Source organism: Neobacillus drentensis, assembly GCF_036965425.1.
GTDB classification, from domain to species: domain Bacteria; phylum Bacillota; class Bacilli; order Bacillales; family Cytobacillaceae; genus Neobacillus; species Neobacillus drentensis_F.
Window position 1 is genome coordinate 1 of the sequence record NZ_JBALPP010000126.1, and the last position, 13,918, is coordinate 13,918.

Here is a 13,918-nt window from a genome sequence, read left to right on the forward strand (position 1 = left end):
CATGAATACTTCAAAATATAAGAAATTTTAGTTTACATAATATTATTATTGTTGCTTTGTTCCGTTAAAATGAACCTCTTTCCCCCTATTTACATACTATGCATAAAAGAAAACTGGGTGGTGTCTATGGGAGGCCTAACATATTTTGATTTCTTGGCCAAGTTTGGCGTTGGCGGAGCCCATCCTGGTGGAATCCAATTAACAAAACATCTCCTTTCAAACGAAGGGATAACTAAGGATTCGATCATTTTGGATGCTGGCTGCGGCACGGGTCAGACTGCGGCTTTTATATTTCAGCAGTATAAGGCAAAGGTATTTGGATTGGAGATCAATCCGATTATGATTGAAAAAGCAAAAAACCGTTTTCAAAACTTGCAGCTACCTATTCAAGTAATTCAAGGCTCTATAGAAAGAATTCCCTTTGAGGATCAAACCTTCGATTTTATCATTTGTGAATCGGTTTTAGCTTTTGTTGATAAACCTGCTGCTCTTAAAGAATTTTATAGGGTGTTAAAAAAGGGCGGAAGACTCATTGCAAATGAAATGACGATCAACCAGAAACTATCCCCACAAGACGAATTGGAAATTAAAAACTTTTACGCTTTGGATTCAATATTGTTTGAGGAAGACTGGAAAAGACTTTTAGAAAGTACTGGGTTTAAAAAAATAAAATTAAAACTAAAAAAATTTAGTCCGAATATTGGAAACCAAGGAGCAGAATTTAATTTCTCTAAAAACTTCGAACCAGAATTATTTGATATTCTAAACCAGCATGGTCATATTGTACTTAAATACCAAGATATTTTAAGTTATCGGATTATTACATGCTCCAAAAATTAACAGATCTTCATCCTTTCATATTCTAGTGTATATTAAAAAAATTCTCGACGAAAAATAAGCTATTGAAAGGATGGGTGACACACGTGGATAAAACATTAGGGTACCTTAGGGAAATATTATCAAATTATACCGACCAACACTCTGAGGGTAAACAATTATATCATAAGCTTTCGGGAGGTCATTATTCATCGGAAGGGGCATTTGTAAAAGATTTAGACCAAAAAGAAATTAATTTTTTAAATGCCATTCTTCCTAAAGAAATTAACTATGCAAAAGAAGAACAGGACGAAAAAAGGGCCTATCAATTAAATGAAGTGTATGAATTATTACTATGATACGTAAAAAAGATGGCATAAATTTATGCCATCTTTTTAGGAAATATTTCATTTTTCGCCTATTTATTTCCGAGGTAAGCGCATAGTACGACAAATCTTGATTGTTTAACCCTGCCTTATTCATCATAATACGACATTAAATATCAGAAAATTACAATAATACCGATTTTTAATGTATATCTCTTTTCTTAAACCTACCGCCTCTGACTTCAGCAATATCTGCTACAGCTAAAAAGGCACTGTGGTCATTTTCGGTAACGATTTCCTTCAATTTTGCCTCTTCAAGACGGTTAATAACGCAAAAGATAACCTTCTTATCATCTCCAGAATAGGCACCTTCCCCATTGATGTAAGTAACACCACGGCCAAGTCGACTTAATATTGCATCGCCGATTTCCTTGGCATTATCACTGATGATCCACACTGATTTGGATTCATCCAGACCTGTAATCGTAATATCAATCGTTTTGTAAGCAACAAAATAGGCAATTAGTGAATACATAGCACGGTCCCAAGAGAAAACAAATCCAGCACTTCCAAGGATAAAAAGATTGAAGAACATAATAATTTCTCCAACAGAAAATGGCAGTTTATTATTAAATAAAATTGCCAGTATCTCGGTACCATCTAAGGAACCTCCGTACCGAATTACAATACCTACGCCAATACCAAGGACAACACCTCCAAAAACAGTTGCCAAGGTAATATCTTGCGTAAATGCTGGGACTGGATGGAGCAATGTGGTTGCAATGGAAAGAACGATGATTCCATAAAGTGTGGATAAAGCGAAGGTTTTTCCGATTTGTTTATAACCAATAAAGAAAAAAGGAATATTTAGAATAAAAAGGAAAATACCAATTTTCCAGCCAGTAAGGTACGATAGCATGATGGAGATGCCGGTAATTCCGCCATCAATAACGTTGTTTGGTACGAGGAAAATTTCAAGTCCAACAGCCATTAATATGGCACCAATGGTGATTAACAAAATTCGCTGAAAAAGCTTTTTCTTTGTCAATTTTCGGTGCTGTATTTTTTCCATAATGGCGGTCTGCTGTGCAATAACATTCAATTCTTGTGTTCCTGTCATTATCTTGCCCCTTTCAAATATGATTTCTATATTTAAGTATATCGAAACATTACCTTTATTAATATTAATATGCTCTATTAAAGCACAAAAAACATTATTTTCCATTATCGCTACATAAAAAGAAGCTACTTACTTTTGAAGCAGCTCCTTAATTAGTAGTAACATCTTAGGGGACCCAACCATGACATCAGCCAATATTATTTTTCAAATTTTATTTCCTTTTAGTCAAAAATTTGATCTAAATGGAAACTTGAATATCAGCCGGTGTGTGCTTGTTCCGTTGAAGGAATTAATTCTCATGAATAAATGGAATTCAAATTCCTTAATGAAACAAAATCTTCGGTTTTCATTCTTATAAACTCATTATTCCTTCATTTAGCGAATCAGCTTCGTGGCAATAAACATGTTAGGCAAGTAAGTCCTAGCCTTTTTCTTTTTTATTGCTTTCTATTAAAGGATAGAAACAATAAAAAGGATTTTGTTAAGAGTTACACCCGTCAATCGTCAATTATGTTACATCGCTCCACTGCCAAATGTGTTAAAGGAATATCCTTACTACTCGTTCACAAACGGAACGAACACGTTTGGTTGAGTCTCCTAAGATGTTAATATTTTATAATTATCTTTTACACTTTTATTATAACACCGAATTTTTGGAATTAATCGAATAGTTGTTACGAAGCTGTGAACTATTATGAAATTTTAAATTAAAAGCAGCAAGGTAAATCCCCTGCTGCTTTCCTGTTATTGTTCTTTTAATCGTGCCCGTTTGATGAAGAAGGCGAGAATTAATGCGACCATAGCGATTCCTGTTGCCACAATAAACGAATCATTAATACCATCGATTGTGGCTTGCTTCATCGTTTGTCCATAGATCAAAAATGTCCCTATCTGGCTGCCTGCTGCGGCCGGCAAATGAGCCAATGCGGCGATGCCCTGTCCAATTTCAGCTGTCTTACCTGCTATAAAAGGATTGACACTTGTTATAAGATTCGAATATTCTCCCATGTGTACACCCTGTCTTGTTGTCATCACCGTTACTAAAAAGGCCGTACCTATGCTGCCGGCAACCTGCCTTGCTGTATTCGAAGCCGCTGTCCCATGGGCACCAAGATGGCGCGGTAATTGATTTAGCCCTTCCGTCATAACCGTCATCATTAAAAAAGACATCCCGAACATTCTTAACACGTAAAGTAATAATATATGACTAAAACTAGTAGTCATACTCAATTGGGTAAAGAGCCAAGTTGTGATCACAGTAATGGTTAAACCAATCACGGCTAACCACCTTGCACCCATTTTATCAAATAGTGCTCCTGCAATTGGAGACATGATACCCATAACAATTGCTCCAGGCAATAACAATAGACCAGAATCAAAAGCAGTAAAGCCGCGAATGTTTTGCAAATAAATTGGAAGCAAAATCATCGCCCCGAACATTGCCATATTAATAATCATACTGATAATAGTGGTTAAGGCGAAAATATCGTACTTAAAGACACGTAAATCGAGCATTGGATTTTTTGTGGTCAGCTCTCTCCAAACAAAGGCAATTAAGGTGATTGCCCCTATTATTAAGGAAATCACAACTGTACCACTGGACCATCCATGGCTTCCAGCTTCGCTGAAGCCATATAAAAGGAAGCCAAAACCCAAAGTTGAAAATAACAAACCTGGGAAATCAAATTTCGGGTTGGTCACCTCAGTGACATCTCTCATCCAAAAGACACTCAAAATTAAATCGAGAATGCCAATGGGAATTACCACATCAAATAAAAGTCTCCAAGAATAATGTTCTACAATCCAACCTGACAAAGTAGGACCAATGGCTGGTGCAAACAGCATAACCACTCCCATAATCCCCATTGCTTTTCCTCGTTTCTCTGGTGGATATAAAGAGAAAAAGACGGTCATTAAAAGCGGCATAATAATCCCTGCTCCTGAAGCCTGAACAACCCTTCCAACCATCAGCATACTGAAATTTGCCGAAAATGAACAAATGATAGAACCAAATGTAAACAGAAAAACAGAAGTGATAAACAATTTCCTTGTACCAAACTTTTCAATTAAATAAGCAGTAACTGGGATAAATATCCCATTTACAAGCATATATCCTGTAGAAAGCCATTGAACCGTTGTAGCTGAAACATTTAAGTCTGTCATAATATGCGGGATTGCTACATTCAATAGCGTCTGATTTAAAATCGCAACAAATGCTCCTAGCATTAATGCTGCGAGAATTTTACCTTTTCCACTATCTGCTTTGGCATCTTGCAGTCTTGATCTTCCAGCTGCTTTTCGCTTTGGTTTTACATTTGCTTCGACATATTCTAAGGCAGGTTCAGGAATAGCAGATTCCTTTAATATGTCTTCCACTTGCAAGTGTAAATCCTCATTTTCTGCCTCAGAAACCTTAGAATAAATGACACTTTCTCTTTTAGCATTCTTCTTCTTTTTTTTCAAAAATAAATAATTCAATACGAATAAAAGCAAAATGCATAAAATGATATAAACAGAAATATAAATGGACATATTTTCACCTACTTATGGACTCTCACGGTTACATTCATACCTGGGACTAATTGGAGACCCCTATAATCCTCAATGGCTATTTTAACAGGGATGACTTGTGTCACTTTGGTATAATTACCGGCTGCATTTGTACTAGGTAATAATGAAAATGTCCCAGATGTAGCTAATCCGATATTCTCCACTCTTCCCTTTAATGTCGTGTTTGGAAATGCATCTACATAAATATCAACTTCCTGATCAACAGCCATTTCATCTATACTGGTTTCCTCGATATTGGCCGTCACCCATAAATTTTCAAGGTCAAACATTTGAGCTAAAGGCATTCCAGCAGCCACAAATGAATCTTTGACAGCACTTGTTTGGACTACCGTTCCATCACTTGGAAGGGTAATCTTTATTTCCGCAGGTGCTGTTCCAGCTCCAGTACCTGCAGTAATAACGGAACCAATTTGCTCATCTTTGGCAAAGTGATCTCCAACCTTTGCATCCCATTTGGTTAATTTCCCACTGGCCGGAGCGGAAATAGTAACTTGCTGACCGGCAATTTGAGCATTATCTGTAGATATATAATTTACAGTATTGTTGTAGTAGGAATATGCAGCAAATCCTCCGCCAACTAGGATAATTAATATGATGATATTTAATAAAATTAATCGACCTGTCTTCATATGCTTTACTCCTCCTCTATTAGGTATTAATAAATAGTAGTTTGTGTAGACTCATTAGGTTTTACTATAGATGCAACAAACTTTTCAGTTTTAAATGGTTGAATTTTCCGTATTATTTGATTAATCTAATAGAACCAAGGGGGAGATTAATTTGATTAGAAAACTATCAGAAAATGATCACAAACAGGTCCTCTCCTTTTTACGAGAGGAACCTTCGATAAATTTATTTATTATTGGGGATTTAGAGGTATTTGGATATCATTCTGATTTTCAGGAAATTTGGGGGGAATTTGATCCACAAGGGGAGTTCAAAGCCATCCTGCTCCGCTTTTATCAATCATTTATTCCGTATGCTAAAGGGGAATTTAACGTTAGAGGTTTTGCTTCAATCATGAACGAGTATAGGAAGCCTCTTTACCTATCTGGAAAATCAGCTATTGTAGAAAGATTCGAGTCCTATAAAGAATTGGAACTTGGACCAAAACAGGTCACATACTTTGCTGAATGCCGTTCACCCGAAAACTTGGGGACGACTGATTTAGAAATACACTCAGCAGGTATAGAAGATGTAGACAGAATCATTTCTCTTCGCAGCACGATTAAAGAATTTCAAATTCGAAGTGATGCCCGTGAAATCTTATTAAAATCAATAGAGTCCAATACATCAAGAACCTATTATACTGAAGAAAACGGCATTATGACCTCATGTGTGTCAACAACAGCTGAAAATTCCATCTCAGCAATGATTGTCGGTGTTTGTACAAGAAATGAAAATCGCCGTCAGGGCCTTGCCACTGGGATTATGCAAAAGCTTTTTAATGATGTTTTATCAGAAGGAAAAACTCTTTGCCTCTTTTATGATAATCCTGAGGCGGGTCGGATCTATAAAAGACTAGGCTTCAAAGATATTGGCATGTGGACGATGCACCGTTAACGAAAGAATCCTTTAAAAAAGGATTCTTTTTTATGTAGTAGCCGAAAATTATGAGGGAAAAATACTAACATGAACTTTGAAGGGATGCGATAACGCAATGTATGAATCCATAAAAAAACACGCAAAACCTTTCGACACAATTACAGACCTTACCCCTTTAATTGATGCTGTTGGTGATGCTAAATACGTTCTTCTCGGTGAATCCTCTCATGGAACTTCCGAGTTTTATTCAGTTCGTGCCGAGATTTCAAAACAATTGATTAAGGAAAAAGGTTTTTCTTTTATTGCCGTTGAAGGTGATTGGCCTTCCTGCCAAAGTGTTAACCGGTACGTAAAGGGGATTGATCAAACTGGTATGGATGTAAAAGAGGTGCTTCAATCCTTTAATAGATGGCCAACATGGATGTGGGCTAATCAAGAAATCATTACGCTAATCGAATGGTTAAAAGAATACAACCTAGAAAATTCTCGAACACAAAAAGTCGGATTTTATGGTTTGGATGTATACAGTCTTTGGGAAAGTATGGACGAAATCCTCCGATATTTAGAAAAAAACAACTCCCCTAGCCTAATCCAAGCGAAAAAAGCATTCTCTTGCTATGAACCCTTTAACCGGAACCATGAAACTTATGCAGTCTCGGCCGGGTTTCTATCGGACGATTGTATGAAAGAATCGTTAGAACTTTTAGAATCAATTCGAAAAAACAAATGGCAATTCGATGACCAAGAGGAAAGCAGTCTGAATTTGGAAGTAAATGCCTTAGTTACGGCACATGCTGAGGAATACTACCGAACGATGGTAACAAGTGATGTAAGGTCGTGGAATGTTCGGGACAAACATATGGTAGATGCCTTAGATTCGGTAATGAAGTTTTATGGCGAAGATGCAAAAGTGATTATTTGGGAGCATAATACTCATGTTGGCGATGCAAGGGCAACTGACATGAAGGATGAGGGAATGGTAAATGTCGGACAATTAATTAGAGAACAAAACCAACCAGAAGACGTGTTCATTATCGGCTTTGGAACTTTTAACGGCACCGTTATTTCGGCAACTGAATGGGGTCTGGATTTTCAGGTCACAGAAGTACCGCCAGCCCAATATGGAAGCTGGGAATATCTCATGCACAATTCGGGTGCTTTTAATAAATATCTCATTTTTAATAATAAGAACCAAGAAGAATTTTCCGCCACCATTGGTCATCGAGCGATAGGTGTAGTATACCTGCCTGAATATGAGCATTTTGGAAATTATGTTCCCTCCAACATGGGTCAAAGGTATGATGGATTTATTTTTATCGATAAAACCACAGCATTGCGCCCCCTCGTCTTGGAGCATATTTTAATATAATTAATAAGGTCTTCCAATTTTTAAGGAAGACCTTTCTTATGCTAATCCACGATGGGATTATTAAAATTATCTGTTACCAGAATATTGTTCTCCTTTACCATTTTTTCAACCCGCCACTTATTTTCTGAAAGTTTATCATTAAATGGGATGGTAATTTCCCTGCCATTCCTACTTTCAAATTGATATTCTAATATAGCCGTGGTTCCTTGGTGGCTTCGATAAACGATATGAATTTTTTTAATTTTATCCCATTTAAATTCTTCTTCCCTAATTTTAGTAAGGGCCTTATAATGGATTCCTTTTTCATCGAAAAAATAATAATTGGTTAGGCTCATTACAAACGCTGGTATGCTTCCAAGAATTAAGACCCAAGTGACACATTTTATTCCTCTGCCATTCGACTTCTGCCGAAAAAGAAGATAAACGGTTAAAGCGAACGCTATTATTAACATTCCTGCCGCAAAAGTGATATAGGCTGTTAAAGGCGTTGTAAAAAACCATTGGGTTCGGGAGTAATAGACCATACTCTGAAAGGAAGCCACAACAATAAATGGAGCAAATAAACTGCTGATATACAAAATAATTGTATAGGCAACAAGCTTTACCTGATTATCCTCGGCAGACTCTTTCCTTTTTGGCAAAAACATATAAAAAATACCATCCTTGTGTATTTTACTCCTTTTATTTTACCATTATCTGAATAATTTGACGTTACTTCTCAGATAAAGTTTCACAAAAATCTGAATTTAAAAAACCAGTCAATAATTAACTGGTTTTTCCCCATTTTATTTTGTTCCAGGTGCTGGTTGATCTACGCCTTTAACATGATGACTGTGGCCGCTCTCCTCTGTTGTATGGAAATCATAATAATGAACATGCATTCCATTTCCCACTGGGATTGCCGGTCCTGAATATGCCCTGTAATGATGCGTATGCCCATCCTCAAATAATACATACCCCTCAGTAAAATGAATATGTCCGCCATCCTGTGTTGGTATTGGCGGTGAGGTTACATCAAGGCATTGGTGGACATGTCCTGAACTAACACCAGTATAGTCTACAGAACCATGATTATGGTGTGGAACAAAACCTGGAACAAAATCATCCTTTCCAACTTTAGGCATTACATTCACCTCACGATATTAATGTTTCATCTATATGCGCAGGTTCCAAAAAAAATAATTAAATTAAGAGTGGTGGAAAAATTTTCAATGGACCAAATATAAAAATGGTACATAAGCATCAAGATAAATCACATACTATTTTTGTAATTTCAATCAATATCACGAAAGAAGGATTAACTTATGACTGTAGGAACACAGGTAAAACAAGCATTAGCTGGATTAAAAAGTGCACAGGCAAGTTTCGAAACCTTTGCGCTGGCAACTGATAACCAAAATGCAAAACAACTATATCAACAGGCTGCCCAGCAAACACAACAAGTTCTTGATAGCCTTGAGCCTCGTCTTCAAGAAATCTTAACTGAAGAACCACAATACAATCAATAATCAAATAGGTTGGCGCTTAGCCAACCCATTTTTCATTTATTTTTTGGCTTAAAAACAAACGAAAGGAAGTTTTTCTAGTGACCGTTGCTTCAAATGTTAAGCAATGTCTGATTACCATAAAAGGAATTGAAGCGCAGCTGTCTTCGCTTGCTTTAAATTCTTTAGATAAAGAAGCTCAAGCTGTGTTTCATGAAACCTCCTTAACGATGGCCGATATGAAAAAAGACCTTCAATATCGTGTTTTGGAACTAGAACGACAGGAACCGCAATATAAAGGCTCATAATCATTGAGGTGAAAAATAGTGCCAGGATGGATATTTATAATTGTTCGTTCGCTTATATTTATCTTGCTCTTATTTCTAACAACTAAAATTCTTGGAAAAAAACAAATTTCTGAGCTTTCTTTTTTCGAATATATTGCCGGAATTACAATCGGCAGTATTGCCGGGGAGGTTGTAACCGGACTTGAAGCCAATATCTATCATGGAATATTGGCGTGTGTGGTATTTGGCTTTGTTACCTGGCTGGTTGACTTTATTTCTTTATACAGTAAAAGTTTTCGGGACATGGTCGAAGGAAAAGGTACGGTTGTCATTAAAGATGGAAAAGTTTTGGAAGAAAATTTAAAGAAAGAAAAATATACGATTGACGAGCTTTCAGCACTGCTTCGTCAAAAGGATATTTTTAGGCTAGCAGATGTGGAATTTGCGGTTCTGGAACCCCGAGGCAATTTAACCGCCTTGTTAAAAAAGGAAAACCGTCCGCTTACACCTAAAGATTTACAAATGAAAGTACCAAATGAAAAAGAGCCGCAAACGGTTATAATGGATGGAAATATCATCGATGAACCATTGCGAATTGCTCGAAAAAGCAGAGCCTGGCTCTATACAGAATTAGAAAAACTAAACGTTACACTTGCAAATGTTTTCATTGGTCAAGTTGATTCTTACGGTGAATTAACCGTAGATCTATATGATGATAAAATTCAGGTTCCCGAGCCGCAACAAAGACCTCTATTACTTGCAACAATGAAAAAGACCCAGGCCGATTTAGAAATATTTTCGCATCAGACCGATTGTGAACAATCAAAAGCAATGTACAAGAAAAATGCTACTCTTCTACAGGAAACAATTGATAAGCTTAGTCCATTTTTAAATGGATAGAACACGAAAAATCCTTATCAACGTTTGATTGATAAGGATTCAATATTTTCAGGAACTAACTGAATTTTCTTTGCTAGTAATTGGCGGGGAAGTGGCGGTATTTTTATGAGAAATATAGCTATGAAGCACCATTCCAGCCATAACTAATATCATTCCAATCCATGATATCGTTGAAGGGAACAAAGAATTTAACAGCAATAATTCCCCAACTAAAGCAAATAAAACTTCCATTGATTGTGTAGCTTCAACCGCGGCTAATTTCTGCATATCTTCTCTTACCAAATCGGTAGCATGAAAAAAGAGAATGGTGGCAATGACACCGGAAGAAATGGCAACAAGTCCTGATTGTATCGTTTGTCCCGAGCTGGGAGGTCCTTCTGTAAGAAAACCATATAGAGATAAAATAATCCATAGTGGAAGACTCGCCAATGTCATCCCTAATACACGTTGAAATACATCTAAACGTCCGCCGCAAACATCCATCATTTTTCGGTTGCCAAGAGGATAGGCAAAAGATGCAATCACAACCGGAACCACCCCTAAGGAAATCGCCAAAACAGAAAGATGGTTGGCTTGCTCCAGTTGCATTAAGATAATTCCCAATAAAATAATCAATGACATGGCCAATCCTTTGAATGGAATCTTCCCTCTTAATTGGATTGGTCCTTTATCTGTCATAATGGTTTCATAAAATAGCGGAGCTAACAAAGAACCGGAAATAATGGTGATTTGCCAAGTGGCTGCAATTAACCATCCGGGAGCGTAAGCAGCTGAGAAACAAATAGGTGCATAGAACAATCCAAATCCAACAAAACTCCATAAGAACCATGGACTTGGCTGTTTTTTCATTTCAGCAAATAATTCCCTAACATTTTTTCTCATGATTACGATAACGAAAAGAAAGGGAACCATAAAGAAATAACGTAAGGATGCACTCCAAACCCAGCTCCCGCCGGCTAAATCCATCGACCGGTTTAATATAAAGGTAAACGCAAAAAAGAAAGCGGCAAGGATGCCTAAAATGATGGGCCGCATCAACAATATCCCCTTCAAAAAAATTTTTTCTCATACGTAGATCAACTTTTTTTAGTATAGCAGATTTCTGAATTATTTGTTTAAAGAAAAATTAACACCGATGAATTTGAAACTTTCTTCTTTTTCGCACGTACATATTGTGGGCAAGATAAATTACAAGGTGAGGTAGATACAATGTTCGGAAAAGTTGCTGCTGATATTTTGGGACTAAGTGATGTTGGTGCGGTTATTCAGCCGGAGAATTATGATAAAGTGGACGCCGATGATTATGTGATGCATGAAGATAATGAAAAAATCTATTTCCTAATTAAATCAAAATCAGATGAATATTGTTTTACGAACAATGCTCTTATCCATTTGGATGGCACAAGTGCCACAAGCAAAAAGCGCATGCTGCACCGATATAGCTATGCTACCCATAAAATTTCTGATGTTATGCTTGAAACAGCCGGAACCGTCGATCTTGACGTGGAAATTAAATTCAAAATTGGTTCTATGCCATTCTCCATTGATGTTCATAAAAAACATATTGAAGAAGTAAAGGACTTATATAAAGCTTTGATCAAAATATCTGAAATCACACATGAAAATGACATTTCCTTGCAATTTGCAAAGCAAAGCCTTGAAGTTGCCTCTACTACATTAGGCCGTGTAACAAGTCCTGACAGCAATTTAGTGGTTCAGTTTAAAATGCTTAACCAAGCAGCATTCCAATGGTTAGAAGACAGTAAAAAGCAATATTGCGTGAAGGACTTTGGCTCTGTATTTGAAAAGTACATTAATAATTAAATATATTAAAAATAACCCCAAACCGAGCTTGGGGTTATTTTATTTAAATATAATCAATTAAAACATCATCTAATGGCAATCTGGTTGTATGATGAGCCGGTGCAGCGGCTTTCCCTATGGCGATTAGGACTACAGGGAAAAAGCGTTCAGGGAGATCAAATTTTTCCGCAAATTGCTCCTTGCTAAAACCGCCCATTGGCACCGTATCATAGCCTCTATCTTTTGCAATTAACATTAACTGCATGGAAACTAGTCCTGCATCAAAGGAAGCGATGTTTTTCAGAATCTCTTCCGAAGCAAAAGGATACGTTTTGTTTGTGTTTTCAATTAATCGGTTCATGCTTACTTCATCTAAATATCCAGCTTCAAATGCACTGTGGTAAACTATTTCTACACTTTTATACATCTCTTTATCGCCAATGACCGCAATCACGGCGGAAGCTGTTTCCGCCTGCTCTTGATTGTTCGCAATTGTTCTAAGTTCTTTTTTAACTTCTTGGTCTTCGATCACAATAAAGCGCCATGGCTGCAAATTACTAGATGATGGTGCTTTTGTTGCTTCTTTTAGAATATCATTAATTACTTCTTTAGGAATTTTATAGGTTGCATCATATTTTCTTACTGAATGACGTTCATTAATCAATTCAGTCAAACTTTTAGTACTTACAGAAGTTGCCATCGATGATTCCTCCTTTTGGATGGGATTTCTACTTATCGTTTGTTTATCCCTCGATAACGATACCATGAAATCATTACCTCAATACAAGTAAAATGCTCGCACTTTAAATAAGTGCAAGCATAAGTTATGAAGGACTTGGCCTGTGAAACAGCCCCATGACTTCAATTGTTTCGGTAATATTTACGAAAGCAGTTGGATCCACTTCGGTTATCAGCGTTTTTACTTCATTTAGTTCGTAACGAGAAATAACTGTAAACATTACATTACGTTTTTCATTTGAATAGCCGCCTACTCCATCCATTATGGTTAAACCCCGGTATAGGTTAGTCAGTAAATGCTGTCTCATCTCTTCGCCTTTTTCCGTTATAATCATGATTGTTAATTTTGCATGATCAGTATAGATAGCATCCACCACTTTACCCGTAACAAATATCGAAACTAATGTATTAAGAGCTGCATCCCACGTGAACAAAAAGCCACTTATTAAAATAACAACTGCATTCATGCCTGAAAGTAACACACCTATTGGAAAGTCTTTTTTACGTGCAACGATCATTCCAATAATATCAAACCCTCCAGTTGATCCTGAACAGCGGAACACGATTCCCACACCTAAGCCTGTTAAAGCTCCACCGAATATGGAGGAAAGGATCGTACCTTTTGCGATTGGGAATACTGGTATTACATAAAGCCCTACAGAAATAATTAATACTGAAAAGATGGTATTCATGATAAATTTTTTCCCAAGCACTTTATATCCAATGATTAATAATGGGAAATTCAAAAGAAAGTTGGCCAACCCTGTATTAATTGGGGTAATCATTCCAAACATCATGGAAATTCCGCTTAATCCGCTGCTTAACACTTCATGTGGAATTAAAAAAAGGTTAAAAGCAATAACAATAATAAGAGATCCAATTATCAGTCCAAATATCCGCACTAGGAAATCCTCCCATACTTCTCCATTTATTTAGAAATAATACATATAATATTTCCT

General features: G+C 36.7%; 17 protein-coding genes. 9 read left to right on the forward strand and 8 right to left on the reverse strand.

What is annotated here, in order from left to right:
• The first annotated feature begins 126 nt into the window (after positions 1-126).
• Positions 127-840 (forward strand): class I SAM-dependent methyltransferase, encoded by a 714-nt coding sequence (locus V7161_RS25480; RefSeq protein ID WP_335715609.1) that lies wholly within the window; start codon positions 127-129, stop codon positions 838-840.
• Between the two features lie 83 nt (positions 841-923).
• Positions 924-1,175 carry a sigma-G-dependent sporulation-specific acid-soluble spore protein CsgA gene (locus V7161_RS25485; RefSeq protein WP_335715610.1) on the forward strand — a complete coding sequence of 84 codons (252 nt, stop codon included), beginning with the start codon at positions 924-926 and terminating at the stop codon, positions 1,173-1,175.
• A 169-nt stretch (positions 1,176-1,344) separates the two neighbouring features.
• Here the strand turns inward: V7161_RS25485 and V7161_RS25490 are convergent, their stop codons facing one another.
• Positions 1,345-2,214 (reverse strand): YitT family protein, encoded by an 870-nt coding sequence (locus V7161_RS25490; RefSeq protein ID WP_420491664.1) that lies wholly within the window; start codon positions 2,212-2,214, stop codon positions 1,345-1,347.
• A gap of 229 nt (positions 2,215-2,443) precedes the next feature.
• Here V7161_RS25490 and V7161_RS25495 point away from each other — a divergent pair, with 229 nt between their 5' ends.
• Entirely contained in the window at positions 2,444-2,620 is a 177-nt protein-coding gene (locus tag V7161_RS25495; RefSeq protein WP_335715612.1) for a hypothetical protein, read from the forward strand.
• A 386-nt stretch (positions 2,621-3,006) separates the two neighbouring features.
• Here the strand turns inward: V7161_RS25495 and V7161_RS25500 are convergent, their stop codons facing one another.
• Both V7161_RS25500 and V7161_RS25505 read right to left on the reverse strand, forming a co-directional pair.
• Positions 3,007-4,794 (reverse strand): DHA2 family efflux MFS transporter permease subunit, encoded by a 1,788-nt coding sequence (locus V7161_RS25500; protein WP_335715613.1) that lies wholly within the window; start codon positions 4,792-4,794, stop codon positions 3,007-3,009.
• Between the two features lie 8 nt (positions 4,795-4,802).
• Positions 4,803-5,462, reverse strand: coding sequence for an efflux RND transporter periplasmic adaptor subunit (locus V7161_RS25505; protein ID WP_335715614.1), 660 nt, complete (start codon positions 5,460-5,462; stop codon positions 4,803-4,805).
• Between the two features lie 151 nt (positions 5,463-5,613).
• Here V7161_RS25505 and V7161_RS25510 point away from each other — a divergent pair, with 151 nt between their 5' ends.
• Positions 5,614-6,396, forward strand: a complete 783-nt coding sequence (locus V7161_RS25510; RefSeq protein WP_335715615.1) for a GNAT family N-acetyltransferase — start codon at positions 5,614-5,616, stop codon at positions 6,394-6,396.
• Between the two features lie 97 nt (positions 6,397-6,493).
• Positions 6,494-7,747, forward strand: coding sequence for an erythromycin esterase family protein (locus V7161_RS25515; RefSeq protein ID WP_335715616.1), 1,254 nt, complete (start codon positions 6,494-6,496; stop codon positions 7,745-7,747).
• A gap of 41 nt (positions 7,748-7,788) precedes the next feature.
• On the opposite strand, the gene V7161_RS25520 is transcribed toward V7161_RS25515, so the two are convergent.
• A complete protein-coding gene (locus V7161_RS25520; RefSeq protein WP_335715617.1) occupies positions 7,789-8,394 on the reverse strand; it encodes a hypothetical protein in 606 nt (201 codons plus the stop codon).
• 138 nt (positions 8,395-8,532) lie between these two features.
• A complete protein-coding gene (locus V7161_RS25525) occupies positions 8,533-8,871 on the reverse strand; it encodes a YmaF family protein (RefSeq protein ID WP_335715618.1) in 339 nt (112 codons plus the stop codon).
• Positions 8,872-9,051: 180 nt separating this feature from the next.
• Between V7161_RS25525 and V7161_RS25530 the strand changes: the two genes are divergently transcribed.
• From V7161_RS25530 to V7161_RS25540, 3 genes are all read left to right on the forward strand, one after another.
• Complete coding sequence (locus V7161_RS25530) at positions 9,052-9,255, forward strand: DUF1657 domain-containing protein (RefSeq protein ID WP_223595571.1); 204 nt, start codon at positions 9,052-9,054, stop codon at positions 9,253-9,255.
• Positions 9,256-9,332: 77 nt separating this feature from the next.
• Positions 9,333-9,539 (forward strand): DUF1657 domain-containing protein, encoded by a 207-nt coding sequence (locus V7161_RS25535; protein ID WP_335715619.1) that lies wholly within the window; start codon positions 9,333-9,335, stop codon positions 9,537-9,539.
• Positions 9,540-9,557: 18 nt separating this feature from the next.
• Positions 9,558-10,418, forward strand: a complete 861-nt coding sequence (locus tag V7161_RS25540) for a DUF421 domain-containing protein (protein ID WP_335715620.1) — start codon at positions 9,558-9,560, stop codon at positions 10,416-10,418.
• Positions 10,419-10,466: 48 nt separating this feature from the next.
• Here V7161_RS25540 and V7161_RS25545 read toward each other — a convergent pair whose 3' ends face one another.
• The gene (locus V7161_RS25545) at positions 10,467-11,453 is read right to left on the reverse strand and encodes a DMT family transporter (RefSeq protein ID WP_335715621.1); all 987 of its coding nucleotides are present in this window, start codon (positions 11,451-11,453) and stop codon (positions 10,467-10,469) included.
• A gap of 174 nt (positions 11,454-11,627) precedes the next feature.
• Between V7161_RS25545 and V7161_RS25550 the strand changes: the two genes are divergently transcribed.
• Positions 11,628-12,242, forward strand: a complete 615-nt coding sequence (locus V7161_RS25550) for a PH domain-containing protein (RefSeq protein ID WP_335715622.1) — start codon at positions 11,628-11,630, stop codon at positions 12,240-12,242.
• Positions 12,243-12,285: 43 nt separating this feature from the next.
• On the opposite strand, the gene V7161_RS25555 is transcribed toward V7161_RS25550, so the two are convergent.
• Together V7161_RS25555 and V7161_RS25560 are read right to left on the reverse strand one after the other, a co-directional pair.
• Complete coding sequence (locus V7161_RS25555) at positions 12,286-12,921, reverse strand: nitroreductase family protein (RefSeq protein WP_335715623.1); 636 nt, start codon at positions 12,919-12,921, stop codon at positions 12,286-12,288.
• Positions 12,922-13,045: 124 nt separating this feature from the next.
• Positions 13,046-13,861: a YitT family protein gene (locus V7161_RS25560; protein WP_335715624.1), complete on the reverse strand. Its 816-nt coding sequence runs from the start codon at positions 13,859-13,861 to the stop codon at positions 13,046-13,048.
• Positions 13,862-13,918: the final 57 nt, after the last annotated feature.

Excerpts from the sequence above, each read along its gene's own strand:
- V7161_RS25545 (WP_335715621.1), bottom strand. The coding sequence starts at position 11,453 with ATGCGGCCCATCATTTTAGGCATCCTTGCCGCTTTCTTTTTTGCGTTT.
- V7161_RS25525 (WP_335715618.1), bottom strand. The coding sequence starts at position 8,871 with ATGCCTAAAGTTGGAAAGGATGATTTTGTTCCAGGTTTTGTTCCACAC.
- V7161_RS25515 (WP_335715616.1), top strand. The coding sequence starts at position 6,494 with ATGTATGAATCCATAAAAAAACACGCAAAACCTTTCGACACAATTACA.
- V7161_RS25555 (WP_335715623.1), bottom strand. The coding sequence starts at position 12,921 with ATGGCAACTTCTGTAAGTACTAAAAGTTTGACTGAATTGATTAATGAA.
- V7161_RS25480 (WP_335715609.1), top strand. The coding sequence starts at position 127 with ATGGGAGGCCTAACATATTTTGATTTCTTGGCCAAGTTTGGCGTTGGC.
- V7161_RS25500 (WP_335715613.1), bottom strand. The coding sequence starts at position 4,794 with ATGTCCATTTATATTTCTGTTTATATCATTTTATGCATTTTGCTTTTA.
- V7161_RS25550 (WP_335715622.1), top strand. The coding sequence starts at position 11,628 with ATGTTCGGAAAAGTTGCTGCTGATATTTTGGGACTAAGTGATGTTGGT.
- V7161_RS25495 (WP_335715612.1), top strand. The coding sequence starts at position 2,444 with ATGACATCAGCCAATATTATTTTTCAAATTTTATTTCCTTTTAGTCAA.
- V7161_RS25530 (WP_223595571.1), top strand. The coding sequence starts at position 9,052 with ATGACTGTAGGAACACAGGTAAAACAAGCATTAGCTGGATTAAAAAGT.
- V7161_RS25490 (WP_420491664.1), bottom strand. The coding sequence starts at position 2,214 with ATGGAAAAAATACAGCACCGAAAATTGACAAAGAAAAAGCTTTTTCAG.
- V7161_RS25520 (WP_335715617.1), bottom strand. The coding sequence starts at position 8,394 with ATGTTTTTGCCAAAAAGGAAAGAGTCTGCCGAGGATAATCAGGTAAAG.
- V7161_RS25505 (WP_335715614.1), bottom strand. The coding sequence starts at position 5,462 with ATGAAGACAGGTCGATTAATTTTATTAAATATCATCATATTAATTATC.